Source organism: Martinezella miluonensis, assembly GCF_900094545.1.
GTDB lineage: Bacteria > Pseudomonadota > Alphaproteobacteria > Rhizobiales > Rhizobiaceae > Rhizobium > Rhizobium miluonense.
Genome location: NZ_FMAH01000066.1, coordinates 1 through 26,296, shown reverse-complemented (window position 1 = coordinate 26,296; position 26,296 = coordinate 1). Strand labels below are relative to the sequence as shown.

Below are 26,296 nucleotides of genomic sequence, written 5' to 3'. Positions count from 1 at the left end.
ATTCCGGCATGGAGCCACTGCGACAAGGGTCCGGCCTCCAGACCAATCCGTTCCATCGCCACGCCGTGCTCGCCAAACCAGGCGATCAGCGCATCGGGTTCACTGTGGACCTTTGCTTCACGCACAATGCGGCCATCCGCATCCACCACGCACACACTTGAGTATTCCAATGATACGTCGATGCCGGCATACTGCTTCATGGTCGTCTCTCCGTGATGCTATGGAGCAGGTCTCTCCTGACTCCGCGACACCATCATTGTGAGGGACGACCACCAGCCATTCAAACCTGGCTGGCCGGGCTCCGCCCGTTACACCATCTAAACCAGTCCGTATGAGGGATTGAAAACCCGGCCGCCAAGGCCGGGTTGTTTGTGTTTGCGAATCAGATCGAATGCCGGCGTGAGCGGGTTCTCTGATCGAGATCGAAGACTTTCAGCCCATCCTCGGCGCTTGGCGGCGTGCGCCAGTCCTCCGCTATCAGCGCCTTTCTGGCGTCGCGCAGGCCGGCGTCCCAATGTTCGTGCATCGATAGCGACGAAAACTCGTAATCCTTGGACTGCGACCGGAACTGCTTGTTGCGGTAGATCAGATGGATGATGGTGACGCCGTAGTCCGAGCAGTGCTTCTCCAGCTTTTTGATCTCCGGATCGGCCTTGGCCTCTTCGGGAAGCCGCGCATAAAGCTCCGATATGGCGCGACGCAGGCGATGACGCTCCAGGAAGAGGTCGGTGTTGAGGCGGGTACGGCTGGAATAGGTGATGTCCTTGCGCCGTTCCTCGACTTCCTCGAGATCTTGCGGCAAGGAACCGACGGCGCTGAAGAGATCGACCTGAAACACCACCGTATCGACGCCCGCGCCATTGCGCAGCACGTAGGTGAGCGGCGTGTTCGAGACCAGGCCGCCGTCCCAGTAGTATTCACTGCCGATCTTGATGGCCGGAAAGCCCGGCGGTAGGGCGCCGCTCGCCATGATGTGTTCCGGCGCGATCTTAATATCCCTGTTGTCGAAGAACGCGAAGTTGCCGGTTCGCACGTTGACGGCACCGAGGCTCAGCCGCACCGGGCCATGATTGATTCGGTCGAAATCCACATGGTCGAGCAGCGTCTGGCGCAATTGCTCTGTATCGTAGATGCTGGTCGCGCCCGCTGAGCCCCGCGCCTGGAACCAGGCCGGGATCTGCCAGGGAGAAAAGAAGCCGGGCGCCCCGAAGGTCGAAACCCACCAGCTGCTCACCGTGCGATAAAAGGGGCTGCTCTGGCGCTGCCGTTCCATCAGCATATCGACGGGAAGCTGGATAGTGATCTTGTTCCAGAAGGAGCGCAGCTTCTCAAGCCGCTCCCCCGGCACGTTGCCGGCCATGATGGCGGCGTTGATGGCGCCGATCGAGATGCCTGCGATCCAGTCCGGGTCGATATTCTGCTCTCTGAGTGCCTGAAAGGCGCCGGCTTGATAGGAGCCGAGCGCGCCGCCGCCCTGGAGCACGAACACTTTATGCGAATAAGCTGATGCGGGATTGGTAAGCGGAGCTGCAATGTTCATGTGCCATCCTTTGCTGCGCTCCGGGTGGGAAAGCCGGGATACGCAAAACTATGACCATTTTCCTGCCTGCTTCTCCGAATGCGGAGACATGCCATTGCGAATCGGCGGGCTCGAACCTGTGCTATGCGAGCAAATAGGCCCAGAGCGACACCGAAAATGCCCCGAACGCTGTCGTCAAGGTGATCGTCGAGGCGGCGAGACTGTGGCCGACGCCGAAGCGATTGGCAATCAGCCAGGCGTTCACACCTGTGGGAACGGCAGCGGTGAGCACCAGCGCGGCCCGCCATTCCGGGCTAAGGCCAAGGAGATGACCGGCCGCCAGCACGCAGGACGGCAGCAAGAATAGCTTGAAGGCGGCCATGACGCTGGTGATGCCGAGATTGCCCGATAGCCCGTATTGGCGCAGCGCCATGCCGAGCGAAATCAGCGCCGCGGGGCCGGCCATATTGGCGATGCCGTCGACGACGCTGCCGACGGTCGCGGGGATGCGGATGCCGGTCAGGTGGACGATAAGACCGCAGAAAAGGCCGATGACCAGCGGATTGCGCACAAGGTTCCGGCCGACCTGCAGCAGCAGCTCGCCGGTGCTGCGGCCGGCGCCGGCATTCTCCTTGCGCTCGGCCTGCTCCATCGGCAGCGTGCCGGCGATCATCATCGTCGGCAGGTGCACGGCGATCAGGATCGACATGGCCATGACGCCATCAGGCCCGACCGTGCGGCCGACAAGGGGCAGGCCGATGAAGATCGTATTGGCAAAGGCCGATGAAACGCCGGCCAGCACGCCGATGCGCGCGTCCCGCCCGAACAGCCGAGTCGCTACGATATGGCCGGCGGTCCAGGTCACGGCGACGCCGGAAAAATAGGCGATCCACAATCGAAACGGCGAAGCGCCACGAAAATCCGCCTCGGCGATGGTGCGGAACAGCAGGAGCGGCACGGCGATCTTGAAGACGAACTCGCCCATCGCCTCGCCGACATCGGCCTTCAACAGGCCAGTGCGCACGATAACCCAGCCAACGAGGATCAGCAGGAAGATCGGAAGGACATCGGTGAGAATTTCGGACATGCCGGGCGTGGGCCGTGGAATTCGTGGCTCGAGAAGAGTGATCGAGGAGTTGTAGCAGCTTGCTTAAAGCATGTCGCGCAAAAGTGTGCAGCGGTTTTGCGACGACGACATGCGCAAAATCAAGAGCTTAAAGCGAAAGGAGCGAATCTGAAAGATCGCGACGCGCGATCGGTGTGAGAACCCGCAAAAACAAAAAAAGCGGGCCAAGCCCGCTCCTACTTGTCCGGTCTCGCCGGAGAGTCCCCCCGGTGCACATGCCGCCAGTTCATCCGTGGTCGGCCCGCGTACCGGTGAGGCGGAAGGCATCATTCCTTCCCAGACTGGCTCGGAAGTCTTTCGAACTTCCCATCCCAGCCGCTTGATAAGCATTTAAACATAGAAAGTGACAGCCAAATGACTGATTGCAATTAAGTTGGCTGCACTGGCGCTGATTCTTCTTCCAAACTTCGGAAAAACCGATATTACCGGATACCGGCTATCACCAATACCGGGATCCTCCTATAGATGACTCGCTTCGATGTACTGACCGTTGGCAACGCCATCGTCGACATTATCGCCCGTTGCAATGATCAGTTCCTGATCGACAACAAGATCACCAAGGCCGCGATGAACCTCATCGATGCCGAACGCGCCGAACTTCTCTATTCGCGCATGGGCCCGGCGCTGGAAGCCTCCGGCGGCAGCGCAGGCAATACGGCGGCAGGCGTTGCCAATTTCGGCGGCAGGGCTGCCTATTTCGGTAAGGTCGCTGAAGACCAGCTCGGACAGATCTTCGCCCACGATATCCGCGCCCAGGGCGTGCATTACCAGACCAGGGCGAAGGGCACTTTCCCGCCGACGGCCCGTTCGATGATCTTCGTCACCGAGGACGGCGAGCGTTCCATGAACACTTATCTCGGCGCCTGCGTCGAACTCGGCCCGGAAGACGTCGAGGAAAATGTCGTCGCCGATGCCAAAGTCACCTATTTCGAGGGCTATCTCTGGGATCCGCCGCGCGCCAAGGAAGCGATTCGCGAATGCGCCCGCATCGCCCATGCCAACGGCCGTGAAATGTCGATGACGCTATCGGACAGCTTCTGCGTCGGCCGCTATCGCGACGAGTTCCTCGATCTCATGCGCTCGGGCACCGTCGATATCGTCTTCGCAAACCGCGACGAGGCACTGTCGCTCTACGAGACCGAGGATTTCGAAAAGGCGCTGACGCTGATTGCGGCCGACTGCAAGATTGCAGCCGTGACGACAGGCAAGGATGGCGCCGTGATCATACGCGGCAACGAACGCCATGTCGTCGATGCTCATCCGATCGAAGAGCGTGTCGATACGACAGGCGCGGGCGACCTTTTCGCCGCCGGCTTCCTGTTCGGCTACACGCAGGGCCGTAGCTTGGAAGATTGCGGCAAGCTCGGCAATCTTGCGGCAGCAACCGTCATCGAGCAGATCGGCCCGCGGCCGATGCAATCGCTGTCGGAAAAGGCCAAGAAATTCGGTCTTCTCTGATCGGGCTTAGCCCCTGAAGCTTCTGGATTACAGACAACGGGAGCCGCTTCGACAGATCGTCGGGCGGCTCTTTCGCTGGGATCCCGTGAAATATGCTCTAGCTCCAGAAAAGCCGCGCCGTCCCGGCCTCGTAGAGGATGAGGATGCCGATCGCGATCAGGATGAGCGGCACGACCCTGTATCCGTGCCGCCTGATCGGTGCGCCGAGTTTCGGGTGATTGACAAGGGCATGTGCCACGACGAGCCAGACTGCCGTCAGAACCGCGAAGACGCAGCCGAAGCCCAGGATTTCATAGGCGGATCGTGTGGCGAAGAGCGGCGTATAGACGCTGATATTGTCGCCGCCATTGGCGATCGTCACGAGGGCGACGGCCACGATATTGCCGTGTCCGGCCGAAGCCTTCTCATGGTCTTCGGGGTTGTCGCCCGTGTCGATGCCGTTCCAGACCTCCCATAGCCTCTTCAGACCGAAATAGATCGGCGCAAAGCCGAGGAGGCCGATATAGGTTGCGGGAATGACGAGCACGAGAAGCGAGGCGGCGACGCTTGCGCCAAAGAGAGTGGCAATTCCGAGATACTGGCCGATGATGATCTGCCTTAATCGGAATTTCGGATCGGCGAAGAAGCCTAGAAGAACGAAGAGGTCGTCCACATCCGTTGATGCGAACACGACGATTGCAACGCCCAGAACGCCCAGTAGATAGTCCAAGACACCTGTCTCCTTTTCCGATGCGGGGACATATCATCGCGCCGGAAAAGTTGCGCGCTAAAGCATGTCGCGCAAAAGTGCGCAGCGGTTTTGCGATAACGACATGTGTAAAATCAAAGATTCAACACGCAAGAAGCGAATCTGAAAAATCGCGATCGCTTTGGCATTTATAGCGGGACGTCTAAGGGAGCGTTACTTGAAAGCTTCGCCAGGATAGGCGCCCCAGATCTCGGATTGCGCCACCCAACCCTCTGTGCCGTCGGCGGTGACGTGGCACCAGTCGCCGGTGCATTCGCGAACGCTCATCATCACGCCTGGTTGAAGCTTGGCAATGACGCTGGCGGATGGTTGGGCTTCGCGGCGCATATTGACGAAGACGGCCTTGCCCTTGCCTTTCATCCACGGTGCAGCGATGGCCGAACGCTGGCCCGACAGCAGCGACTGGTTGACCCAGCCTTCGGTGCCGTCGGCATCGCGAATGCGCCGCCAATTATCGTATTCCTGAATGATTTCGACCGGCAGACCCTGCTTGAGATACAGCCATGACACGGCGTAATCCGAACTCGGTCCGATACGCAGGTTGACACGCTTGGATTTCAGCGTGACGAAGCGCGGCAGCGGCAATCCGCTCGGCCCCTTGGCGGCCTGGGCGGCGGCAAGGTCCGCCGTTGCTACGGCCATCATCAGGCCGATCGAGAAAATAGCGCAGGACTTCAATACCTTGCCACGCATGGGATTTCCGTTCGTTCATCATGACAAGGGCGCCGCTTGTATCGCCCTTGTGCTCCGCCGGTTGCAAATCATCGGATCGCGCCAGCGAGTTTTGTTTGTCTTCGCCTGCGGGTCTGGTAGAAATACCCGGAACGGGAAAATTATCCCGCTTCTTGGTTAATAACATCTGAACAAGGCATCGCCGCTCTCCATGACGACGAAGAAAAAACCGAGAGTCTACGTCACGCGCAAACTGCCGGATGCGGTGGAAACGCGGATGCGCGAACTCTTCGATGCCGAACTCAACATTGACGATCGTCCGCGCACCAAAGCCGAACTGATTGAGGCAGTCCGATCGGTCGATGTGCTGGTGCCCACGGTGACAGATCGCATCGATGCGGAACTGATCGGCGAAGCCGGTCCGCAGATGAAGCTCATCGCCAGCTTCTCCAACGGCACCGATCACATCGATGTGGAAGCCGCCGCCCGGCGCGGCATCACCGTCACCAATACGCCCAATGTGCTGACCGAAGATACCGCCGACATGACCATGGCGCTCATTCTCGCCGTGCCGCGGCGGCTGGCGGAAGGTGCCCGCGTTCTGACCGATAATCCCGGCGAATGGGCCGGATGGTCGCCTACCTGGATGCTCGGCCGCCGCATTCACGGCAAGCGCATCGGTATCGTCGGCATGGGGCGTATAGGCACCGCCGTCGCCCGCCGCGCCAAGGCATTCGGCCTTTCGATCCATTATCACAATCGCAAGCGGGTCAATCCGGCGACGGAGGACGAGCTGGAGGCGACTTATTGGGACAGCCTCGACCAGATGCTCGCCCGCGTCGACATCGTTTCGGTCAACTGCCCGTCTACGCCTGCGACGTATCATTTGATCTCCGCCCGCCGCCTGGCACTGCTGCAGCCGACGAGCTACATCGTCAACACGGCGCGCGGCGATGTCATCGACGAGGCGGCGTTGATCAAGATCCTGCGCGAAGGCAAGATCGCCGGTGCGGGCCTCGACGTGTTCGAGAACGAGCCGGCCGTCAATCCCAAGCTGGTGAAGCTCGCCAATGAGGGCAAGGTGGTACTCTTGCCGCATATGAGCTCGGCGACGCTCGAGGGCCGCATCGACATGGGCGACAAGGTCATCATCAACATCCGCACCTTCATCGACGGCCATCGTCCGCCCAACCGCGTGCTGCCGTTCCGCTGAGCTAGAGCAATTCCAGGAAAAGTGCGCAGCGGTTTTCCGTCCGGAATTGCGTAAAGACAATAAGTTAGCGGTTCTCAGATTCCGTGAAAAACTGAACCGCTCTAAACCAGGCTCTTGCGCATCTCGATCGACGTGGTGCGATCGAAGCCGGCATGACGACTTTCGGCGGTTTTCCGAAATCCCCAGCCGGCGAACATGCGGTGATTTTCGGTGAGCTCTATGCGGGTTTCCAGCCGCAGGTTGGAAAGGTTCAACCTGCGTGCCTCGTTTTCCGCCGATGTTAGCAGGCGCCTGCCGATCCCTTTGCCTTGCGCGCCTGGCAGGACGGCGAGTTTGCCAATATAGAGGGTGTCTAGCTCGGTGCGGCAAAATACACAGCCGACTATATTGTTGTCGTCCAGCGCGACATAGCCGATTTCGCTGTGCGCTTTTTCCTCAAGAGACTTCGGTGTCAGCGCGAGCGCGGATGAGGGCGGATCGATCCGCCCGTTCATGTAAGCGAAAGAGGCAAGGATAAGATCGAGCAATTCGCTCCAGCGATGAAAGCTGCCATCCAGGCGTTGAAGCGTGATATTGTTCATTCGGCAGCCACTTTGGCGCGCTTGCGGCGATAACGAACGGTCTCGAATCGCGCGGCAAGCGCGTCGTAGAGCAGCAGGCGGCCGATCAGCGGTTCGCCGATGCCTGTTATGAGCTTGATCGCTTCCATCGCCATCAATGTGCCGATGACTCCGGTCAAAGCGCCGATGATGCCGGCCTCGGCGCAACTGGGAATGAGACCCTGCGGCGGTGGCGCCGGGAAGAGATCGCGATAGCGCGGATTGGCCGCGTCGTCGGAATCGCTCTCGTAGGGCTTCAGCGTCGTCACCGATCCGTCGAATCGCCCGACCGCACCCGTGACGAGCGGCAGGCGTGCGGCTTCGGTCGCATCCGCAACGGTGTAGCGCGTATCGAAATTGTCGGAGCCGTCGATAACGAGGTCGAAGCCGGCAAGATGCCGGGCGGCCGTATCGGGCGCGAAGCGCTCCTCGAAACGGATCACCCGTACATGCGGATTGAGCCGCGCGATGGCGTCGGCGGCACTCTGCGTCTTCAATTCGCCGATGGTGCCGGTGTCGTGGATCACCTGCCGCTGCAGGTTGGAGAGCGAAACGCGGTCGTCGTCGGCAATACCGAGCGTGCCGACGCCAGCGGCGGCGAGATATTGCAGCACCGGGGCACCAAGGCCGCCGGCACCGATCACAAGCACGCGCGCAGCCTTCAGCTTCTGCTGGCCGGTTCCGCCGACTTCGGGCAGCAGGATGTGGCGCTGGTAGCGGGCGATTTCGTCTGAGGTCAAAGGGTCCATGGCGACGATCCTATCATGATCGGCGATTTTGAGATGCTAGGATTTTGTAATCCCGCCATGCGAAACGGTAAGGAATTGCGCGCGCTCGCCAAGCGCCGAGAACATGGCCTTGTCCGTGCCGGTCATGAAGGCCTGCCCGCCGAGCCCATTGACGAGATCGAAAAGTGCAGCGCGCCGGCCTTCGTCGAGATGAGCGGCGATTTCGTCCAGCAGCAGGATCGGCGCATATCCCGTCAGATTGCCGACAAGACGGGCATGGGCAAGGATCAGGCCGACCAGAAGGGCCTTCTGCTCGCCCGTCGAGCAATGTTCCGCCTCCATGTCCTTTTCACGATGGCGTACCAGCAGATCGACCCTATGCGGCCCATCCAGCGTGCGCCCGGCTGCGGCATCCCGGTAACGTCCGTCTCGCAGCATCGCGGCATAAGCATCTTCCAGATCGACCGCCGGCCGGTCGAATTGACCGTCGAGAAAGCCTGATAGTTCCAGTGCCGCGGAGGGGAAGGGCGTCGCTTCGCGCGTTTCGGCAATCAGTCGCGAGAGGAGGCCGAGCATCTCCTGCCGTGCGATCGCCATGGCGATGCCGAGGCTTGCCATCTGCTCCTCGATGCCGGCAAGCCAGGATGGATCGAACCGGCCGTCCGACAAGAGCCTGTTGCGGCTGCGCATGGCGCGCTCGAAATCGCTGGCGCGGCGGCCATGCGCGGGATCGAGCGACAGCACCAGCCGGTCGAGAAAGCGGCGGCGCTCCGAAGAGCCGCCGGTGAACAGGCCGTCCATGGCCGGCGTCAGCCAGAGAACGCGCAGATGATCGGTCAGTTCGTCGACCGTCTTGGCGGGCGTCCCGTTGATTCGCAGCTTGCGGGCGGTTGATTCGTCCGTCGTGTCGATGCCGGTGCCGATCTCGACCGTGCCGTCCATACCTTCCAGCTCGGCAAAGATCGAAAAGCCACCCGGTGCATGGACGCGAGTGATATCGGTATAGCTGGCCCGGCGCAGGCCGCGGCCGGGCGACAGCAGCGAAACCGCTTCCATCAGATTGGTCTTGCCTGCGCCGTTGTCGCCGGTGAGCACTACATGCCGCTCGTCAAGCGTCAGCGCCGCCGCCGCATAGTTGCGGAAGTCGGTGAGCTTCAGGCGCGAGATGGAAACCTTGTCCGGCATGGGTCTTTGAGATTCGTGTTGATGGCCGAGGGGTATGCCGAACCCTGCCCAAGTGCAAGGATTTTGCCGATGGTTCCGCGGTGTCGATGGAATGGAAGCGCCGTCAAGGGTCACCCTTGTCCTTCGACAGGCTCAGGATGAGGGTGGAATGGTGGGTGCAGGATGAGGATAGAGTGAACTGCAGGCCGGATGAGAGATTCAGCCTTCATGGTGAGGAGGTCCGCAGGGCCGTCTCGAACCACGAGGGCGGGGGATTCGGCACCAAACAAAAAAATCCGGCCGAATCACCGGCCGGATTCATGTGAAACAATCTGATTCGTGGCTCAGTCGCTGAACGTATCGAAGAAATCCTTCATGCGGGCGAAGAAGCCCGTCGATTCGGGATTGTTGTCCTTCGAAGAGATCTGCTCGAACTCCTGCAGCAGCTCGCGCTGGCGCTTGGTAAGCTTCTGCGGCGTCTCGATCTGGATCTGGATATAGAGATCGCCGACCTGGCTGGAGCGCAGCACCGGCATGCCCTTGGCCTTCAGGCGGAACTGCTTGCCGACCTGCGTTCCCTCGGGAACGGTGACGCGGGACTTCGTGCCGTCGAGCGTTGCCACATCGAAGGTGCCGCCAAGTGCTGCCGTCGTCATCGAGATCGGTACCGCGCAGTAGAGATCGGCGCCGTCGCGCTGGAAGAACTCATGCGGCTTGACTGACAGGAAGATATAAAGGTCGCCGGAAGGCCCGCCGCGCAGGCCCGCTTCGCCTTCGCCCTGCAGGCGGATGCGCGTGCCGTCTTCAATGCCGGCCGGGATGTTGACCGAGAGCGAACGCTCTTCGGTCACCCGGCCCTGGCCATGACACTTGGTGCAGGGATCGGGAATGATCTGGCCACGGCCATGACAAGTCGGGCAGGTGCGCTCGACCGAGAAGAAACCCTGTGCGGCGCGGACGCGGCCAGAGCCCTGACAGGTGCCGCAGGTTTTCGGCTGTGTGCCGGGCTTGGCGCCCGAGCCGGAACAGACGTCGCAGGTGAGGGAGGTCGGAACGCGGATCTGCGCCGTTTTGCCAGTGAAGGCCTCCTCGAGCGAAATTTCCATGTTGTAGCGAAGATCTGCGCCGCGCTCGCGGCCGCCGGAAGAGCGCCCGCGCGAGCGTCCGCCACCCATCATCTCGCCGAAAATATCCTCGAAAATATCGGAGAAGCCGCCGCCGCCGAAGCCGGCGCCAAAACCGCCGCCACCGCCCATGCCACCATGCTCGAAAGCAGCGTGGCCATAGCGGTCATAGGCTGCGCGCTTCTGCGGATCCTTGAGCGTTTCGTAGGCTTCGTTGATTTCCTTGAACTTCCGCTCGGCGTTGCTGTCGTCCGGATTCTTGTCCGGATGAAATTGCATCGCCAGCTTACGAAAGGCGCTCTTCAGCTCTTTCTCGTCCGCCGTCTTGGAGACGCCCAATGTCTCGTAAAAATCCGCTTTTGCCATTCAGCATTCGACCCCGGAAATGGATTTCCGGCTGCCCGAAGGCAGCCGGATCTAAGTTCCTCGAGAACCTTTCGGTTCGCGCTTATGCAGACCGCTTACGGTCGTCTTCGTTCTTGATTTCCTCGTAGTCGGCATCGACGACATCGTCCTTGCCAGCTGCCGAGTGATCGCCCGAAGCTGCTTCCGCCTGCTGGGACTCATAGATCGCCTGGCCGAGCTTCATGGAAACTTCCATGAGCGTCTGGGTCTTGGCCTTGATGTCGTCGGCATTCGGCTCGGAAGCTTCGGTTGCCGTCTTCAGGGCTGCGATGGCGTCCGAGATCGCGGTGCGATCGGCTTCGGTGACCTTGTCGCCGTAATCCTTCAGCGACTTCTCGCTGGAATGGATCAGGCTTTCAGCCTGGTTCTTGGCTTCGACGCCCTCACGGCGCTTCTTGTCTTCCGCAGCATGGGCTTCGGCATCCTTGACCATCTTCTCGATGTCGGTGTCGGAAAGACCGCCGGACGCCTGGATGCGAATCTGCTGTTCCTTGCCGGTACCCTTGTCCTTGGCCGAAACCTGGACGATGCCGTTGGCGTCGATATCGAAGGTGACTTCGATCTGCGGTACGCCGCGGGGCGCGGGCGGCAGGCCAACGAGGTCGAACTGGCCGAGCAGCTTGTTGTCGGCGGCCATTTCGCGCTCGCCCTGCGATACGCGGATGGTCACGGCCGACTGGTTGTCATCGGCAGTCGAGAAGGTCTGCGACTTCTTCGTCGGGATCGTCGTGTTGCGTTCGATCAGACGGGTGAAGACGCCGCCGAGCGTTTCGATGCCGAGAGACAGCGGGGTTACGTCGAGCAGCAGAACGTCCTTGACGTCGCCCTGCAGAACGCCGGCCTGGATGGCGGCGCCGAGCGCGACGACTTCATCCGGGTTGACGCCCTTGTGCGGTTCCTTGCCGAACAGCTGCTTGACGACTTCTTGTACCTTCGGCATGCGGCTCATGCCGCCGACGAGAACGACTTCGTCAATCTCGGCAGCCGTGACGCCGGCATCCTTGAGGGCTGCCTTGCACGGAGCGATGGTGCGCTGGACGAGATCGTCGACCAGGCTTTCCAGCTTCGCGCGGGTCAGCTTCAGCGTCAGGTGCTTCGGGCCGGTAGCGTCTGCCGTGATGAAGGGCAGGTTGATTTCGGTCTGCTGGGCGGACGAAAGTTCGATCTTGGCCTTTTCGGCAGCTTCCTTGAGCCGCTGCAGAGCAAGCTTATCGCCCTTGAGGTCGATGCCGTTGTCCTTCTTGAACTCGGCAACGAGATATTCGACGAGACGCATGTCGAAGTCTTCACCGCCGAGGAAGGTGTCGCCGTTGGTCGACTTCACTTCGAAGACGCCGTCGCCGATTTCCAGGATGGAGATATCGAAGGTGCCGCCGCCAAGGTCGTAAACGGCGATGGTCTTGCCGTCCTTCTTGTCGAGACCGTAGGCAAGTGCTGCAGCGGTCGGCTCGTTGATGATGCGCAGGACTTCAAGACCGGCGATCTTGCCGGCATCCTTGGTTGCCTGGCGCTGAGCGTCGTTGAAGTATGCAGGAACGGTGATGACAGCCTTTTCGACCTTTTCGCCGAGATAGGATTCGGCGGTTTCCTTCATCTTCTGAAGGATCATTGCGGAAATCTGTGCGGGCGAATAGCCCTTGCCCTGGGCTTCGACCCAGGCGTCGCCATTGTCACCCTTGACGATCGTGAAGGGAACGAGGTGCTTGTCCTTCTCGACGGTCGGATCTTCGTAGCGGCGGCCGATCAGGCGCTTGACAGCGAAGAGGGTATTCGTGGGGTTGGTGACAGCCTGGCGCTTGGCCGGCTGGCCGACGAGACGTTCGCCGTCGTCGGAGAAGGCGACCATAGAGGGGGTCGTGCGGGCGCCTTCGGCATTCTCGATCACTTTCGCGTCTTTACCGTCCATGACGGCGACGCAGGAATTTGTGGTTCCAAGGTCGATACCAATTACTTTTGCCATATCATTCTCTCCTTGAAGCAAGCCGTCGGAACCCCTGTCAGGCATTCCATTGACAGCCCCTTACGGGATGGTCTTGAGGATTGCGCAGCCATGACTGCGGTGATGCCGCGTATATAAGTAGCGGTTTTACTGACTGCAAGGCAGGAAATCACCCGGAATCCAGCAAAACGAATGGTTTGTCGCCCAAATTCCACATGGCCGAAGTTGCGCCAAGAGCCCGTGGATTTAAAGCAATCGCGTATTTGAGCAGCCTTGCCGCAGCCATGCAAGCGGCAAGGTGGAAAATTGCGATTTTATCGGCCGAGGATCACGTCGAGCAGCGAGGTGCGATGCGGTCGAGCTGCCCTAGGCGGGCCGCTGTCGCCGACATCGGCGGGCGGGATCTCGCTGTCATAGGGGTTCGAATTGTAGGGATTCGAACTATAGGGGTTGGTGTCGTCGGTGAGGTTTGCCGGCGGCAGATCCTGCGGGTCTTCATTCGCTGCGGTCTGGTTGACGACCTGTGGCTGGATCGGCTGTTGCGACGGCCGCTGCTGCAAGGTCGGCTGTCCCGCATTGCCCGCGCCGGAGATGATGTTGCCGATCGTCGTCGGCTGGTCGCCCAACGGCTCCGCCTGTGCCATCGGCAAGCCGCTGTCGATGATCTGGCCGCCACCGAAGATCGGCGTCGGCGTGATGCCCTTGTGGGCGGCGATCATGAATTCCTTCCACGCCTTTGCCGGCAGCCCGCCGCCGGTCACCTTGCGCATCGACTTGCCGTCATCGTTGCCGAACCAGACGCCTGTCGTCAGATGGCTGGTGAAGCCGACGAACAGAGCGTCGCGGAAGGACTGCGTCGTGCCCGATTTGCCGGCGGCCTGCCAACCGGGAATGCGGGCAGCCTTGCCGGTTCCCGACGCGATGACGCCGGCCATCATGGTGTCCATGTTGGCGACGATATCCGGGTTCAGCACCCGCTGCGGATTGTCGGTATTGGCCTGGTAGAGCACCTTGCCGGAGGCGGTCGTCACCTTGGTGATGACGTGCGGCGCCACCTTGAAGCCGCCGTTCATGAAGGTGGCATAGGCGGAGGTGAGTTCCAGCAGCGAGACTTCGGAGGTGCCGAGCGCGATCGAGGCGTTGGCCTGCAGATCGGATTCGATGCCGAGCCTGTGCGCCACCTTGATCACCTGCTCGGGACCGACCTCGGCGACGAGCTGGACGGCAACCGTGTTCAGCGATTTCGCCACGGCGGTCGCAAGCGTCACCGGGCCGCTATAGCGCTGTTCGTAATTCTCCGGCGCCCAATTGCCGATCTTGACCGGCAAGTCGTTGCGGATCGAATTGGGCGTCAGGCCCGCTTCCAGCGCCGCGGTATAGACGAAGGGCTTGAAGGCCGAGCCGGGCTGGCGCTTGGCGGTGACCGCACGGTTGAACTGGCTCTGGGCGTAATCACGGCCGCCGACCAGGGCGCGGACGGCGCCTGTCGCATCGACGGAGACGAGCGAGGCCTGCGAGGCGTTCAGTTTCTTGCCGTCCTTTTCAAGCACGTCGCTCAGTGCCCTCTCGGCTTTTTCTTCCAGTGACATGTCGAGGGTGGTATCGACGATCAGGTCTTCCTTGACAGCGCCGCCGATCAGCTTCGGCAGCTGATCCATGACCATGTCGGCGACGTAGTTTTCCGCGCCGCTCCAGTAGCTCTTCGACCGCGTCGGCGGCTGTGCCATCGCCGTCTTGATGTCGGATTCACTGATGAAGCCCTGATCGCGCATGGCCTGCAGCACCAGCTGGGCGCGCGCCTCGGCGGCGGCAGGGTCGCGAGCGGGCGACAGCCGCGACGGCGCCTTGACCAGGCCGGCCAGCATGGCGGCCTCGCCGAGATTGACCTCCTTGGCCGACTTGTTGAAGTAGCGCCGCGAGGCCGCCTCGACGCCATAGGCGTTCGAACCGAAATAGACGCGGTTCAGATACATCGTCAGGATCTGATCCTTGGCGTATTTATGCTCCAGCCACAGGGCCAGGAGCACTTCCTGCACCTTGCGTTCCAGCGTGCGGTCCGGCGAGAGGAAGAGGTTCTTGGCGAGCTGCTGCGTCAGCGTCGAGCCGCCCTGGGCTGCGTGTCCCGTCACGACGTTGGTCACGACGGCGCGGCCGAGGCCGATCGGATCGAAGCCGAAATGGGAATAGAAGCGGCGATCCTCGATGGCGATGATGGCTTCCGGGATATAGGGCGACATGTCGCTGAGCGTCACGGCCTCGCCGCCCGTTGTGCCGCGATTGGCAATCAGGCTTCCGTCGAGATCGGTGATCTTGACGTTCGGTGGCCGTTCGGGAATGGACCAGGTGCTGGCGCTCGGCATGCGCGATCCGTAATAGGCAACAAGGCCGGCAAGGCCGATACCCGCCCAGAGGCAAAGCACGAGACCCCAATAGATCGTCGCCCGGATGAAGCCGAAAAAGCCGCGGCGCGGCGCACGTCGGGCCGGCTTGCGGCGGCTGCGCGAACGGCGAGGTTTCTCAACCACCGGCTCGTCCTCGTATTCGTCGTCTTCATCTTCGTCGGGTTCCGGCTCTTCGTACCGCTTGGCCGCGCGCCTGTGGCCGACGATGCGTTCGCCGGCACTGAATCCGTCATCGATGCGTTCCCGACCGCTGGAAAAGGATGGTTCTATCCTCTGGCGTGACTTTTTCTTATCTGCCATTGCGGGTCGGTCGTACCTCGATGCCTAGCGTTATCGTGTCTTCTATCAGGCTGATCAGAGCGGCGGCATATGTGCTTTAGCGCATGCGGTCGCTTTTGTACCGGCATGCCATCTCAAAAATGGATCCCGGATTGCGGGACAGGCGGCCGCCTGCCATTCGCCCACGAACCCCTCGCGAAGACATCAAATCCCGCCTGAACTTTAAATGCGGCGATTTAAGGAGGGATTAAGAACATTTCCGATCCACCTCTGACAGCGGTTTCTGCGATGCCTGACACGGCCGGTCAAGGAACTTTTCCGCGGTCTGGCGCATTTACCCAACCACAAAGACGAAGGGACGAGCGCATGAGTTCGTTGATCAAGGTTGAGGACGTCTGCGAGAGCAAGCTGCGGGAGGTCTGGAGCGTAGAGGACTTCGCTCGGCGCCACCGGATCGGCAAGGAGGAGGAAGCCAGGCTGAAAAAGCTGTTTGGCGACTTCGCGACAAAGCAGGAATTGCTCTCCAACGCGCAGAGGCCGCCACAATTCCGTTGAACCGGATGAGCTGGCTTGGCGCGATGCTCATCGTGGGCCGTCACAGCCGAAAGGTTTGTAGCGGTGGAGGCTATGTTGATGTGGAAGCGTTTCGAACAATGGCTGGCCGACCTGATCGACCGGATTCTCGGGTTGGAGTGGCTTGCCCGCCGCGCCGGCTTCTCGCCGGCCGAGGCAAAGCGGATCGCGCGCGAAAGATAGGTCACCTGCGCGCCACCTCGGAGGATGTCCGCACCTATGCTCGGTTCCCTAAAAACGATCACTGGAATTGGTTTTCTGTGCCTCATGTGCTGGCAGAACCATTCCGATCGCATGCGCGATACTTCGCGTGGAGCGCGCAAATTTCCGTATTTTCGAATAGTCTGATCGAGGTTATAGTACTGTAATCTGGCTGTCTTGGAGGACGATCCAGACGGTTTGGTAGCGCGTGAGGAGGAGTGTTCATGCGACACATCAAATGGAGCAATCCAATCGAAATCGGTTTTGCTCAAGGTAGTTTCCAGATCGTGACGGGGCCGTCGGAGGCCCTGAATTGCATGGCCAATCTTTGGCCTGACCGGCGCGGTCCGTTGTATGTAGCGGCAAGAAGTGTCTGCCGTGCAGCGATCGACGGTCGCAAGTCCGCCGAGGAAGCTCGGGAAATGTTCATTTCGGCGACGCGGGAAGCGCATCTGAAGATGCACTGACGCACAACGTTCCTGTCCGGCGTTTTGATCGCTCGGCTCCTGTGAGCCGGCGGAAGCGTCATAAGGGCCGGAACGTTCAAGAATGCGCCATTCCCGCAAAGGCATCCATATTCGCGCTGCCCTAGCGTCATGCGGAGGGCGTACACTCTTCAAATGCAATGTGTTCCAGCAAAAAGGCCAGCGACTTTCAGAGTCGCTGGCCTTTGGCTATCTCAAGAATAGCGGCGTGCTGCCGCCATCAGCGGTTTGAGCCTCTGGGGGTCATGCGGCAATCCGGTTCCGATGCCGGGCAATCCTTGTGGTCGGGGCTGTAAGGACCGGGCTGACCTGCCCGTGGATTGATTGGCGGCTGTGGCTGTGGTTGCGGCTGAACCTGAACCTGGGGCGGCCGCTGCGGTTCGACGCGTGGGCGATCCGGGCGGTTACCCCAGTCCTGGTTGCTGTCAGGCTGGCGGCGGCCCCAGTCGCGATTGCCATCACGCTGCCCGTCCCAATTGCGGTCGGGGCGACGGCCCCAGTCGCGATCCGGCTCGTTGTTCCAGTCGCGATTGCGGTCAGGGCGGCGGTCCCAGTTGCGGTCCGGTCCGTTATTCCAATCAGACCCGCGATCCCATCCCGGATTGCGATCCCAGTTGTTGTCCGGACGGCGGTCGACCCAGCCCGGGCCACGGCGCCAGCGGTCACGATCGCGGTAGAAGTCGCGGCCGCGATAATAGCGACCCCAGTAGTCGTCGAAATTGAAGACAATGGTCGGGATGCCGAGCGGCCGGTAATATTGCGGGCCGACATAGATGCGGCGCGATTGGTAGGTCGCCTGAATATAGCGGCCGGCGACCCATCCGCGACCGCCATAGAACGAGACGTCGCACCAGGGAGTTTCGTTAAGGCAGCCGTTGATCTGCAGTGGTGCGCCGACGGGGATCATGGTTACCGCCGGATAGGCAGTGCTCGGACCTGACCGCATGTTGACGTTTGCGGTGGCGAAGCCCTCCGCTGCTTCCGCGATGGCCGGCAGCGCAATGAATGCGGCCAGCAAGCTCACGGCGAGAACCTTGAACCTCATGAATATTCTCCCTTTGCACACCATCGTTGCGACATCGCCGCCTGTGCCCGTTCCGTATGTGGTGCGCCTACCCCGGCGCCATTCGGTATGACTTTCCAATTCCGGCAATATAAAGACCTGCGCATGCACCGAATATGATAGGATAACGCGTTGCATCTGCAATCTTTGCCTGTGTTTTAAAAGTATCTGCATGAATGCAGCTTGAACGGCAGCGTGCGACACGCGCGGAAGTCATGGGATTTTTAGTAAGGCCCGCTTGCTATTCGACGGATTACTGCCGCTTTAGCATTTTTCCTCTTTTGCGACCGGCGAGAGGAAATGCCGGAAGGAAAAGATCGTCGCGGCCTTGAAATCGCCACCTTGCTTTCCGATATAGGTTTCAGTCATGCAGCCTATGGATGGCGGGCGCGCTTGAAAGCGAGCCGTTTCGTCCTTCGGGATTGCTGAAGGAAGTTGACCTCTCGTTAACCTTTCACAATCAATCTGGCTGCAGTTCCGCTTTTCCTTTGACCACGGATGTACTGGCACTGTTGCGAAGGCGGATGACGAAAGGCCGGATTTTTCCGGCCTTTTTGTTTTGATGGCGATGGCGTGTTTCTTGCGAAAGCAGGAACGCGCCATTTTCAATTTCAGTGCTCTTTGCCGCCAAAAGAAAAACCGCCGCAGGTGACTGCGGCGGCTTTCAAAATTTAAGCTGCGCGGCCAGCGGGCCTGCGCAATATCGTTAGCTCGCCTTCTTGACCGAAGCCTTGATGACCTTGGCAGGAGCCGCGGCCGGGACTTGAGCCACGTTTGCCTTGCTGGCCGGCACGTAGCCGGCACCGATGGCAATGTTCAGCGAGATGTAGTCGAGAGCGCTCTGCTGAACGGCCTGTGCTAGGCTCTGCTGAGCAGAGGTCACGTTACGCTGAGCGTCGAGAACGTCGAGCAGTGAGGACGCGCCGTCCTTATAGCTCGCGGTCGAGAGCTGCAGGGCTTCCTGATAGGATTTGACCTGGGCATGCAGAGCAGCAACCGTCTGAGCATCGCGGCTGACGGCCGACAGGGCGTTTTCAACCTGTTCGACGGCACCCGTCACCGTCTGCTTCCAGACGATGTACTGTTCGCGGCTCGACGATTCAGCGTTCTTGACACCGGCACGCAGTGCGCCGCCGTCGAAGATCGGCAGGTTCAGCGTCGGGCCGAACGACCAGCTGGTCAGGCCGCCGCTGGAGGATCCGGTATTATGGATATAGGAGGGTGAAATCGCGCCGCTGAGCGAAATCGACGGGAAGAGCTTTGCTTCCGCCACGCCGATCTGGGCGGTGGCAGCAGCGAGATTGCGCTCTGCTATGCGGATGTCCGGACGATTGCGGATGAGATCGGCAGGAATGCCGCTGCGGACGCTGCCACGGAATACAGGCTGTTTGCCGCCGCCCTGCATCTGCGCGATGACAGTGGCAGAAGGAACATTGAGCAGCGTTGCGATATGATGCACCGCCTGACGATAGCTGATTTCAAAGCCAGGAATGGTCGAAAGCGTCGAGTTGACGAGGCCTTCGGCCTGAACGACGTCGAGGCGGGATGCAGCACCAGCTTCGAGCTGGAACTTGGTCAGCGAAAGCGTGTCGCGCCGGGACTTCAGGTTTTCCTGAGCGATCGACACCAGCGCCTGGTAGTAACGGGCGTTGACATAGCTCTTGGCCAGATCCTGCAGGAAAGTCAGGCGCTGAGTATCGACGCTGGAGTAGGCTGCGTCGAGCGACGCGTTGGCGCCTTCCCGTGCACGGCGATACTGACCCCAGAGGTCGAGCAGCCACGAAACCGAGGCGCTGCCGCCGGTGACGTTTCGTGTTCCGGTCTGGGTACGCAGCGAGCCCTTCTGGCCGCTGGTGGTGTTGTCGCCGGTGACGGTCAGGCTTGGAAGGCCGCCGGCACCTGCCGTAACGACTGCAGCTTCAGCCTGATTGATGCGTTCCAGCGATTGCTGGATGCTGAGGTTCTGCGCGAGCCCTTGGGAAGCAAACGCGTTCAGTCTGGAGTCGCCAAAAGCGGTCCACCATTGTGAACCGGCGATATCGCCGTTGATTTTCGTACCGCCCTCCGAGAACTTGGCCGGCAGAGGCATTTCCGGTGGCTTATGGTCTGGGCCGGTGACGCAACCTGCCAGAATAAGCAGCAGGGCGGGGGCGGCAGTACGAATGGAAACCATCACATTGTCCCACAATTCAATTTACTGATCAGTGTTTTAAAGGGCCGAACTGACCCCATGTGTTTCGGCGCTCCAGTCTTACGCAGTACAACAAATGACCCGAAGCGGTCGTCGTCAATCTAGCAATGAGTTTTGCAATAGCACAGTGGCTTTTACGAAAACTCGAACGCGAACATATGTGTGATCGGGTGAAATAGCAGGGTCTGAGTAAAAAAAATATGAAGTGTTGCAAAAAGCATACCCTTCCGCGCCCTATTCAGGGCTGCGGGAAATACCCGATATAGCGGTCAATACAACCTTCCGCATGGCGTTCGGGGTACTGATTCGGTTAGCCTATACCTACCGGAAATAGCGAGCCAGGCTTGTGCGAACCCTGTCGCGCGGTGTCGCGCCGCGATCGTCGGCCACGAAAGGCTCGCCGGTAATCGCTTCATAGGCGCGGATGTAGACCTTCGACGTCTGCTCGACGAGGTCGAGCGGAATTTCGGGAATCTCGTCCTTATAGGGATCGCAGCGCTCGGTGACCCAGGCCCTTACGAAATCCTTGTCGAAGCTCTCCGGACGCGCGCCCTTTTCGAAACGCTCCTGATAGCTGTCGGCCAGCCAATAGCGGCTGCTGTCAGGCGTATGGATCTCGTCAGCCAGGATGATCGTGCCGTTTTCGTCGGTGCCGAACTCATATTTCGTGTCCACGAGGATCAGCCCCCGCTCGCGGGCGATCTCCTGCCCGCGGGCGAACAATGCCAGGGCATAATCCGCAAGCGTCTGCCATTGTTCCTTCGTCAGAAGTCCATGCTCGACGATCTGGGTCGGCGTCAGCGGCTCGTCATGGCCGCCATCGAATTCCTTGCTGGTCGGCGTGATGATCGGCTCTGGCAGGATCTGGTTGTCGCGCATGCCATCAGGCAAGGTGATGCCGTACATCTCGCGCTCACCCTTCTTATAGAGCGTCAGGATCGAGGTGCCCGTGGTGCCGGCGAGATAGCCGCGCACGACCACTTCTACCGGCAGGATGTTCAACCGCTTGCCGACGACGACGTTCGGGTCCGGATAGTCGATGATGTGGTTCGGGCAGATATCGCGCGTCTGTTCGAACCAGTAGCGCGCTGTCTGCGTCAGCACCTGCCCCTTATAGGGAATGCAGGTGAGAATGCGGTCGAAAGCGCTGAGCCGGTCGGTGCTGATGATGATGCGGCTACCGTCCGGCAGGTCGTAATTTTCGCGCACCTTGCCGCGATAGTAATTGGGCAGTTCCGGGAAATGGGCTTCGGAAAGAATTCGCAACGCGTCCACCAACAGGCTCGTGCATCCGCCCGACGGATGCTTCTTGAGCGGACCCTTAGCGCATTGCGGCGGGAATCGGAATGATTTTCACATACTATAATATATGAGCCGGTTCTTGTCCTATGCCGGCGTGGCAAAGAGCGCTCAGCCCGGCCGCCGCCAAGCGCCGTTTTCGCTTCGCTCGAGGATCGGCGTGGAGAAGACGCCGACGATCCGCTCGCTCCATTGCTTGCCGTCCGCATCGACGCGCTCCCGCCAGCGCTCCGATTGCAGCATGGCCGCACCGATCACCACCGGCTCGATGCCGCATGAGGCGACGAGCGCCAGGCCGGAAACGATCGAGGCGCCGCTGGAGATGACATCGTCGATCAGCGCCACGCGCTTGCCCTCCAGCAACGGCAGCATGCGCGGATCTATATAAAGGCGCTTCTCCTGGTTCGGTGTGGTGATCGACGAAAGCGAAACCGACAGCTCGTCGCGATACCAGAATTTGCGCGAGGTGCCGAGCGGCACGTAGCGCGCGTGGCCGAGAGCCCGCGCGACCGCGCTTGCCAGGGTCAGACCAAGCGTCGGCAATCCGGCAACGACCTCGATATCATGGTCGGCAATCCGCGCCGCCAGCGCCTCGGCCAGTGCCTCCTGCACGGCAAAACTGGCCTGGTTGACGATCAGCGATGCCAGCGCGTGCTCACCATCGGCGAGAACGCGGATCGGCAACCGCAGCTGGCGCCCATCCGGCAATTCGGCCACATAGAAATCGCGGCACCCTTCTGCTGCCGAAAAGCTCTGCGGCGGATGGAGTTCCTGCCAGAAATCATGAGGCTGCATTGCGTTTTGCCTTCGCTCCATTTTGTCCGTTCGTCTTCAAGTCCGCGCGCTGGCGGAGCCGCAGGATTTCGCCCTCCGTCAAGGCGCGGACCGCGCCCTTCGGCAAATCGCCGAGCTCCACCGTGCCGAAGGTGACACGCACCAGCCGCAGGCATTCGATGCCGAGGGCTTCCAGCATCCGCCGGATCTGCCGGTTGCGACCTTCCTTGAGCTCCACTTCGATCCAGCTGTTGCGATCGCCGCTGCGCAACAGCTGAGCAGAGCTGGCTGTCAAAAGCTCGCCATCGTCGATGATGCCGCGTTCCATGCGCGCGAGCTGCTCCTCGTCCATGATGCGGTCGACCTGGACATGATAGACCTTGCCGACATGACCGACCGGATCGAGCAGGGCCTGCGCCAATACGGTATCGTTGGTGAAGAGCAGCAGGCCTTCGCTCGCCTTGTCCAGCCGTCCGACAGGGGCGAGGTGCCGTGCATCGACATCTTTCAGGCAATCATAGACAGTCGGCCGCCCCTCGGGATCGTCGCGGGTAGTCACCAGCCCGCGCGGCTTGTTCAGCATGAAATAGAGCTTCTCTTCGGCCGATATCGCAACGCCGTCGACGGCAAACTGAGCATGTTCCAGATCGACCCAGGTCGACGAATCCGTGACCTTGCGGCCGTCCACTGTCACGCGGCCCGCCGAGATCAGCGTCTCCGCCTGGGTGCGGGAACAATAGCCGAGCTTGGAAAGCGCCCGCGGCAAGGTCACACGCTTGCCGTCGGGCTCCTGTCTGCCTTTCGCCGTCCTGCCGGACCGCTGCGGTGAATGCCGTTGGCTCAACGGTCTTGCCTCGTGCTCGTAGCTGGAGTGGTTGGGCGCGGTGCCCCGAAGAGCAATCCTTTCGCACGAGGATGGCTGCGAGGCAAATCGCATTGTCGGAAGATGGGGCGGCAGGGCTCGCATTTCGTGGATGCGAGCCCTGCCTTGGGCCGGAGCGGGCGATGGGGTCGGGTAGACGGCAAGCGGCTGCCGCCATTCGCTCCGGAGGGATGACGTTGCCAGGAAAACTGTACTGCTTCCTTTGCTGGGATTTTTCAAAACGGCCGAGATTTGTTACAGTTTGTAACGTCGGCGGTTTCCCTGTTGCCAAAAGCACCTTCCGCCCCGCATGGAGGGCCATGGTTTCCGCATCGCTTCTTCTGGTCGAGGACGACCGCGAGATTAGAGCGCTCCTGGAAGAGTTCCTGAGCCGCGAGGGCTTTGCCGTGCAGGCTGCAGACAGCGCTGCCGCGATGGACCGCATTCTTGTCAAGGGTTTTCCCGATCTCATCATTCTCGATCTGATGCTGCCGGGCGAGGACGGCCTCTCGGCCTGTCGCCGCATCCGTGCCCGCAGCCAGGTGCCGATCCTCATGCTGACGGCGAAGACCGAGGATATCGATCGTATCCTCGGCCTCGAGATGGGCGCCGACGATTATCTCGGCAAACCCTTCAATCCGCGCGAGCTTCTGGCGCGTGTTCGCGCCATCCTGCGTCGCTCCGGCCCGGAGCGCTCGGAAGAGAGTGCCGTTCCGGCGCGGCGCAAGTGTTTCGCCGGCTTGACCGTCGATCTCGACGGCCGGGTAATCGAGATGGAAGGCGAGCGCATCGTGCATCTGACGACGGCGGAGTTCGATTTGCTCGTCTGCTTTCTCGAAAGGCCGCGGCGCGTCCTGTCGCGCGATCAATTGCTTGACTGGACGCGCGGACGCGGCGCCGATCCTTTCGACCGCACCATCGACGTGACGGTCTCGCGCCTTCGCACCAAGCTTGGGCACTGCCTGCCGGATGGCGCCCACATCATCACCACCGTGCGCAATGCCGGCTATCTCCTCACCACCGACGTGAAGGATGTCTGAGCCATGCTGAAACTCGGCCTCGTCGCCCGCATCATCATGATCGTCGCCGTGGCATTGTTCGTCATCCAGCTTGCGGCGTTCGCTGCGGCCCAATTGAAGCCGGATACGCCGCTCAATCCCGAGATCTCGCCAGCAATGCAGGTCAAGTCAGCGATCCGTCTTCTGGATGCCATTTCGCCGGAGGCGCAGCCGAAAGCCGTGCGTGCCCTGAATGCCAATGGCCTGGCGCTTCGCCTGATCGATATCCCCGCGCCGGAGCAGGGCGAAGAGTCGTCTGATATGACGCTGACCGACAAACTGGCGCGAGAATTCGCAAGCATCGCTTTCGGCAATCGCTATTTCAACATACGTTCGCTGTCGGCAAGACCGCAGGGCTGGTTCTCCGTCGGCGCGCCGGACCGGATCGTCGAGGTGTCTATCGGTGTCGCCGGCGGCAAGGTCGCCGTCTTCAATCTCAACGATGCGCCGACCGTACGTCTGCACGGCGTTCCCGTCGGCCTCATTGCCGGCGTCCTAGGCATGCTGGTCGCGGTTATCGCCATCGTTGCCGTGGCGCGAGAAACCAGGCCGCTGACGCGGCTGTCCCGCACCGTCAATTCCATCGGCAACGGCCTGCAACCGGTGCCGATCCCCGAAAGGGGCGCCTGCGAACTCCGCATGCTGATCAAGGCCATCAACGCGATGCAGCTGCGCATCGCCGCCCTGGTCAATAACCGCACCCTGATCCTCGGGGCGATCTCGCACGATCTGCGGACCTATCTCACGCGCTTTCGCCTGCGCATGGAAATGATGCCGGATACGCCGCATCGCGACCGCGCCATCGCCGACGTCGAGGCCATGCAGCGTCTCGTCGAGGATGCACTGGGATTTGCCCGCAGCACGGTCGTGTCGGATGGCAAGAATATCGTCGATCTCGATGCCGCCATCTGCTCACATGTTGCCGAGCGTCTGGACGGCTCCGGCCTTATTGCTTTCTCGCTGCTGGGGCAGCCCCTGGCTGTGGCTATGTCCGAGACGGCCCTGATACGGGTGCTGGACAATCTCATGGACAATGCACTGCGCTATGGTGGCCGTGCCGATATCAGCGTCGAGCAGCGTGGCGACCAAGGCGTCATCACCATCGGCGATCGCGGGCCGGGCATTCCGGCAGAGTTGCGCAAGGAAGTGCTCGAACCTTTTGTCAGATTGGAAGAGTCCCGCAACCGCGACCTCGGCGGTAGCGGGTTGGGGCTGGCAATCGTCCGGCAGATTCTCGATGCGCATGGTGGCGCGCTTTGTCTGGAGGATCGCGACGGCGGCGGGCTCAACGCTGTCGTATTGCTGCCGCTTGCGGCAATCGAAAGAAAAGCAGCCTGACTACCGCCCGGACGAGCACTATCCTCGCCCTAGCCGTGCGATCAATGTGGCGCGCCGCGCCGTCGGCTCAATGGCAAGTCAGAAACGTCTTGAGCTCTTCCCGGCTGAGGACGATGCCTTCAGCCGCTTTGAGCGGATCCGGGTGCGTATAGGTGAGCCTCGGCAGGTCAGGCAAATTCAATGCCTGGCGCATGGTCATGATGCCGAGCGCGCGGCGTCCGTTGGCGCTATCGACGCTGACTTCAATGATGCTTTCTGGTCTTGTCATATGCATTGTTTCCTCCCTTCCCAGTATTTTACAGGAATCTCATGTAAAATCTCGATTTTTCTGCGGTCTATTGTCGGCGGCTTGTGATGGCGTCGCTCGGCGGTATCAGGGAGATCGCAAAGCGGTAGACGGACCGCTCAAAGGGGGAGATGGTCGAAAGCGGGATCAAACATCCGGCTCGGATTAAAATTTTGACCATTTGGACAATTTTTTCGGTGCGTTTGTGGGTAAAATCAGACGATCCTTCGCTACAAACGAAATTCAAATAACAATTTCAGAGACTTACAAAAATGTCAGAATTTTTACAATCGTGGTGTTGACTATGTCGTTTGGTAGGGTCTATAAGCCCGATCACTGACGAGGGCGGCGGCGCTGCTGGCGACGAAGACCTTCGCTCTAGTGTTTCCTGGATTGGCTGCGATGCTGATTGATGGTTCTGGGCTTAGGTGCCTGGGATTGCGGGGATTGGATTTCGACTGGTTTTTCTGGTCTGTTATTTGACAATTGAAGATGAGAAGAAAGAGAAACGTGGGCGGCGAAGCTTGCGGGATCGGAAGAGATTTCGGTTCTGGAAAGAGACTTCGACGGTTACGTTTTGAACAAGAGAATACACCTCATTATTATCGCAGTGATGCGTTTTGAAATGAGTGTGAGTTCTCGTCGATTCAGAATGACGTGATTTAGTCGAGATTGAATTCTCAACATGAGAGTTTGATCCTGGCTCAGAACGAACGCTGGCGGCAGGCTTAACACATGCAAGTCGAGCGCCCCGCAAGGGGAGCGGCAGACGGGTGAGTAACGCGTGGGA

At 60.5% G+C, this 26,296-nt stretch carries 24 protein-coding genes, 1 rRNA gene and 1 pseudogene; 8 read left to right on the top strand and 18 right to left on the bottom strand.

The window, feature by feature from the left end; genetic code table 11:
- The 3 genes and pseudogenes from GA0061102_RS30605 to GA0061102_RS30595 form a co-directional block, all read right to left on the bottom strand.
- Nucleotides 1-200: pseudogene (locus GA0061102_RS30605) on the bottom strand (IS110 family transposase); the annotation flags it as partial.
- Between the two features lie 182 nt (nucleotides 201-382).
- Nucleotides 383-1,540 carry a patatin-like phospholipase family protein gene (locus tag GA0061102_RS30600; protein WP_092856160.1) on the bottom strand — a complete coding sequence of 386 codons (1,158 nt, stop codon included), beginning with the start codon at nucleotides 1,538-1,540 and terminating at the stop codon, nucleotides 383-385.
- Nucleotides 1,541-1,661: 121 nt separating this feature from the next.
- A complete protein-coding gene (locus GA0061102_RS30595; RefSeq protein WP_092856158.1) occupies nucleotides 1,662-2,606 on the bottom strand; it encodes an AEC family transporter in 945 nt (314 codons plus the stop codon).
- Nucleotides 2,607-3,110: 504 nt separating this feature from the next.
- On the opposite strand from GA0061102_RS30595, the gene GA0061102_RS30590 reads away from it, so the two are divergent.
- Nucleotides 3,111-4,103 (top strand): adenosine kinase, encoded by a 993-nt coding sequence (locus tag GA0061102_RS30590; protein WP_092856156.1) that lies wholly within the window; start codon nucleotides 3,111-3,113, stop codon nucleotides 4,101-4,103.
- Between the two features lie 97 nt (nucleotides 4,104-4,200).
- On the opposite strand, the gene GA0061102_RS30585 is transcribed toward GA0061102_RS30590, so the two are convergent.
- Nucleotides 4,201-4,812 carry a cadmium resistance transporter gene (locus GA0061102_RS30585; RefSeq protein ID WP_092856154.1) on the bottom strand — a complete coding sequence of 204 codons (612 nt, stop codon included), beginning with the start codon at nucleotides 4,810-4,812 and terminating at the stop codon, nucleotides 4,201-4,203.
- 192 nt (nucleotides 4,813-5,004) lie between these two features.
- Nucleotides 5,005-5,544 carry an SH3 domain-containing protein gene (locus GA0061102_RS30580; RefSeq protein ID WP_092856153.1) on the bottom strand — a complete coding sequence of 180 codons (540 nt, stop codon included), beginning with the start codon at nucleotides 5,542-5,544 and terminating at the stop codon, nucleotides 5,005-5,007.
- A 190-nt stretch (nucleotides 5,545-5,734) separates the two neighbouring features.
- On the opposite strand from GA0061102_RS30580, the gene GA0061102_RS30575 reads away from it, so the two are divergent.
- Nucleotides 5,735-6,736 (top strand): 2-hydroxyacid dehydrogenase, encoded by a 1,002-nt coding sequence (locus tag GA0061102_RS30575; RefSeq protein WP_092856151.1) that lies wholly within the window; start codon nucleotides 5,735-5,737, stop codon nucleotides 6,734-6,736.
- Nucleotides 6,737-6,837: 101 nt separating this feature from the next.
- Here the strand turns inward: GA0061102_RS30575 and GA0061102_RS30570 are convergent, their stop codons facing one another.
- The 6 genes from GA0061102_RS30570 to GA0061102_RS30540 all read right to left on the bottom strand — a co-directional run bounded on the left by GA0061102_RS30570 (nucleotide 6,838) and on the right by GA0061102_RS30540 (nucleotide 15,397).
- The gene (locus tag GA0061102_RS30570) at nucleotides 6,838-7,317 is read right to left on the bottom strand and encodes a GNAT family N-acetyltransferase (protein WP_092856149.1); all 480 of its coding nucleotides are present in this window, start codon (nucleotides 7,315-7,317) and stop codon (nucleotides 6,838-6,840) included.
- On the bottom strand, nucleotides 7,314-8,084 hold the full coding sequence (locus tag GA0061102_RS30565) for a molybdopterin-synthase adenylyltransferase MoeB (RefSeq protein WP_092856147.1): 771 nt from the start codon (nucleotides 8,082-8,084) through the stop codon (nucleotides 7,314-7,316). The genes GA0061102_RS30570 and GA0061102_RS30565 overlap by 4 nt, the downstream gene beginning before the upstream one ends.
- A gap of 36 nt (nucleotides 8,085-8,120) precedes the next feature.
- Nucleotides 8,121-9,248, bottom strand: a complete 1,128-nt coding sequence (recF, locus tag GA0061102_RS30560) for a DNA replication/repair protein RecF (protein WP_092856145.1) — start codon at nucleotides 9,246-9,248, stop codon at nucleotides 8,121-8,123.
- Nucleotides 9,249-9,571: 323 nt separating this feature from the next.
- A complete protein-coding gene (gene dnaJ, locus GA0061102_RS30550) occupies nucleotides 9,572-10,717 on the bottom strand; it encodes a molecular chaperone DnaJ (RefSeq protein WP_092856141.1) in 1,146 nt (381 codons plus the stop codon).
- Between the two features lie 82 nt (nucleotides 10,718-10,799).
- Nucleotides 10,800-12,716, bottom strand: a complete 1,917-nt coding sequence (gene dnaK / locus GA0061102_RS30545) for a molecular chaperone DnaK (RefSeq protein WP_092856139.1) — start codon at nucleotides 12,714-12,716, stop codon at nucleotides 10,800-10,802.
- A gap of 293 nt (nucleotides 12,717-13,009) precedes the next feature.
- Nucleotides 13,010-15,397 carry a transglycosylase domain-containing protein gene (locus tag GA0061102_RS30540; RefSeq protein WP_092856137.1) on the bottom strand — a complete coding sequence of 796 codons (2,388 nt, stop codon included), beginning with the start codon at nucleotides 15,395-15,397 and terminating at the stop codon, nucleotides 13,010-13,012.
- A 345-nt stretch (nucleotides 15,398-15,742) separates the two neighbouring features.
- Between GA0061102_RS30540 and GA0061102_RS30535 the strand changes: the two genes are divergently transcribed.
- The 3 genes from GA0061102_RS30535 to GA0061102_RS30530 all read left to right on the top strand — a co-directional run bounded on the left by GA0061102_RS30535 (nucleotide 15,743) and on the right by GA0061102_RS30530 (nucleotide 16,617).
- Nucleotides 15,743-15,931: a hypothetical protein gene (locus GA0061102_RS30535; protein WP_092856135.1), complete on the top strand. Its 189-nt coding sequence runs from the start codon at nucleotides 15,743-15,745 to the stop codon at nucleotides 15,929-15,931.
- 78 nt (nucleotides 15,932-16,009) lie between these two features.
- Entirely contained in the window at nucleotides 16,010-16,132 is a 123-nt protein-coding gene (locus GA0061102_RS33940; protein WP_280949855.1) for a hypothetical protein, read from the top strand.
- Between the two features lie 242 nt (nucleotides 16,133-16,374).
- Complete coding sequence (locus GA0061102_RS30530; RefSeq protein ID WP_004127841.1) at nucleotides 16,375-16,617, top strand: DUF982 domain-containing protein; 243 nt, start codon at nucleotides 16,375-16,377, stop codon at nucleotides 16,615-16,617.
- Nucleotides 16,618-16,855: 238 nt separating this feature from the next.
- Here the strand turns inward: GA0061102_RS30530 and GA0061102_RS30525 are convergent, their stop codons facing one another.
- From GA0061102_RS30525 to GA0061102_RS30505, 6 genes are all read right to left on the bottom strand, one after another.
- Nucleotides 16,856-17,680 carry an SH3 domain-containing protein gene (locus tag GA0061102_RS30525; RefSeq protein WP_092856133.1) on the bottom strand — a complete coding sequence of 275 codons (825 nt, stop codon included), beginning with the start codon at nucleotides 17,678-17,680 and terminating at the stop codon, nucleotides 16,856-16,858.
- Nucleotides 17,681-17,962: 282 nt separating this feature from the next.
- The gene (locus GA0061102_RS32760; protein WP_159432224.1) at nucleotides 17,963-18,307 is read right to left on the bottom strand and encodes a hypothetical protein; all 345 of its coding nucleotides are present in this window, start codon (nucleotides 18,305-18,307) and stop codon (nucleotides 17,963-17,965) included.
- Nucleotides 18,308-18,404: 97 nt separating this feature from the next.
- Complete coding sequence (locus GA0061102_RS30520) at nucleotides 18,405-19,871, bottom strand: efflux transporter outer membrane subunit (protein WP_092856132.1); 1,467 nt, start codon at nucleotides 19,869-19,871, stop codon at nucleotides 18,405-18,407.
- 339 nt (nucleotides 19,872-20,210) lie between these two features.
- Nucleotides 20,211-21,155, bottom strand: coding sequence for a phosphoribosylaminoimidazolesuccinocarboxamide synthase (locus tag GA0061102_RS30515; protein WP_092856162.1), 945 nt, complete (start codon nucleotides 21,153-21,155; stop codon nucleotides 20,211-20,213).
- Nucleotides 21,156-21,299: 144 nt separating this feature from the next.
- Nucleotides 21,300-21,983 (bottom strand): phosphoribosyltransferase, encoded by a 684-nt coding sequence (locus GA0061102_RS30510; protein ID WP_092856130.1) that lies wholly within the window; start codon nucleotides 21,981-21,983, stop codon nucleotides 21,300-21,302.
- On the bottom strand, nucleotides 21,970-22,806 hold the full coding sequence (locus GA0061102_RS30505; protein WP_092856128.1) for a pseudouridine synthase: 837 nt from the start codon (nucleotides 22,804-22,806) through the stop codon (nucleotides 21,970-21,972). The genes GA0061102_RS30510 and GA0061102_RS30505 overlap by 14 nt, the downstream gene beginning before the upstream one ends.
- A gap of 338 nt (nucleotides 22,807-23,144) precedes the next feature.
- Between GA0061102_RS30505 and GA0061102_RS30500 the strand changes: the two genes are divergently transcribed.
- Both GA0061102_RS30500 and GA0061102_RS30495 read left to right on the top strand, forming a co-directional pair.
- Complete coding sequence (locus tag GA0061102_RS30500) at nucleotides 23,145-23,864, top strand: response regulator (protein ID WP_092856126.1); 720 nt, start codon at nucleotides 23,145-23,147, stop codon at nucleotides 23,862-23,864.
- 3 nt (nucleotides 23,865-23,867) lie between these two features.
- A complete protein-coding gene (locus GA0061102_RS30495) occupies nucleotides 23,868-25,220 on the top strand; it encodes an ATP-binding protein (protein ID WP_092856125.1) in 1,353 nt (450 codons plus the stop codon).
- A 67-nt stretch (nucleotides 25,221-25,287) separates the two neighbouring features.
- Here the strand turns inward: GA0061102_RS30495 and GA0061102_RS30490 are convergent, their stop codons facing one another.
- A complete protein-coding gene (locus GA0061102_RS30490; protein ID WP_092856123.1) occupies nucleotides 25,288-25,494 on the bottom strand; it encodes a hypothetical protein in 207 nt (68 codons plus the stop codon).
- A gap of 693 nt (nucleotides 25,495-26,187) precedes the next feature.
- On the opposite strand from GA0061102_RS30490, the gene GA0061102_RS30485 reads away from it, so the two are divergent.
- Nucleotides 26,188-26,296: ribosomal RNA gene (locus tag GA0061102_RS30485) — 16S ribosomal RNA — on the top strand; the annotation flags it as partial.

Excerpts from the sequence above, each read along its gene's own strand:
- GA0061102_RS30540 (WP_092856137.1), bottom strand. The coding sequence starts at position 15,397 with ATGGCAGATAAGAAAAAGTCACGCCAGAGGATAGAACCATCCTTTTCC.
- GA0061102_RS30565 (WP_092856147.1), bottom strand. The coding sequence starts at position 8,084 with ATGGACCCTTTGACCTCAGACGAAATCGCCCGCTACCAGCGCCACATC.
- GA0061102_RS30500 (WP_092856126.1), top strand. The coding sequence starts at position 23,145 with ATGGTTTCCGCATCGCTTCTTCTGGTCGAGGACGACCGCGAGATTAGA.
- GA0061102_RS30590 (WP_092856156.1), top strand. The coding sequence starts at position 3,111 with ATGACTCGCTTCGATGTACTGACCGTTGGCAACGCCATCGTCGACATT.
- GA0061102_RS30575 (WP_092856151.1), top strand. The coding sequence starts at position 5,735 with ATGACGACGAAGAAAAAACCGAGAGTCTACGTCACGCGCAAACTGCCG.
- GA0061102_RS30495 (WP_092856125.1), top strand. The coding sequence starts at position 23,868 with ATGCTGAAACTCGGCCTCGTCGCCCGCATCATCATGATCGTCGCCGTG.
- GA0061102_RS30490 (WP_092856123.1), bottom strand. The coding sequence starts at position 25,494 with ATGCATATGACAAGACCAGAAAGCATCATTGAAGTCAGCGTCGATAGC.
- GA0061102_RS30520 (WP_092856132.1), bottom strand. The coding sequence starts at position 19,871 with ATGGTTTCCATTCGTACTGCCGCCCCCGCCCTGCTGCTTATTCTGGCA.
- GA0061102_RS33940 (WP_280949855.1), top strand. The coding sequence starts at position 16,010 with ATGTGGAAGCGTTTCGAACAATGGCTGGCCGACCTGATCGACCGGATT.
- GA0061102_RS30570 (WP_092856149.1), bottom strand. The coding sequence starts at position 7,317 with ATGAACAATATCACGCTTCAACGCCTGGATGGCAGCTTTCATCGCTGG.
- GA0061102_RS30600 (WP_092856160.1), bottom strand. The coding sequence starts at position 1,540 with ATGAACATTGCAGCTCCGCTTACCAATCCCGCATCAGCTTATTCGCAT.
- GA0061102_RS30595 (WP_092856158.1), bottom strand. The coding sequence starts at position 2,606 with ATGTCCGAAATTCTCACCGATGTCCTTCCGATCTTCCTGCTGATCCTC.
- GA0061102_RS30525 (WP_092856133.1), bottom strand. The coding sequence starts at position 17,680 with ATGAGGTTCAAGGTTCTCGCCGTGAGCTTGCTGGCCGCATTCATTGCG.
- dnaJ (WP_092856141.1), bottom strand. The coding sequence starts at position 10,717 with ATGGCAAAAGCGGATTTTTACGAGACATTGGGCGTCTCCAAGACGGCG.
- GA0061102_RS30580 (WP_092856153.1), bottom strand. The coding sequence starts at position 5,544 with ATGCGTGGCAAGGTATTGAAGTCCTGCGCTATTTTCTCGATCGGCCTG.
- dnaK (WP_092856139.1), bottom strand. The coding sequence starts at position 12,716 with ATGGCAAAAGTAATTGGTATCGACCTTGGAACCACAAATTCCTGCGTC.
- GA0061102_RS30530 (WP_004127841.1), top strand. The coding sequence starts at position 16,375 with ATGCGACACATCAAATGGAGCAATCCAATCGAAATCGGTTTTGCTCAA.
- GA0061102_RS30510 (WP_092856130.1), bottom strand. The coding sequence starts at position 21,983 with ATGCAGCCTCATGATTTCTGGCAGGAACTCCATCCGCCGCAGAGCTTT.
- recF (WP_092856145.1), bottom strand. The coding sequence starts at position 9,248 with ATGCCGGACAAGGTTTCCATCTCGCGCCTGAAGCTCACCGACTTCCGC.
- GA0061102_RS30535 (WP_092856135.1), top strand. The coding sequence starts at position 15,743 with ATGAGTTCGTTGATCAAGGTTGAGGACGTCTGCGAGAGCAAGCTGCGG.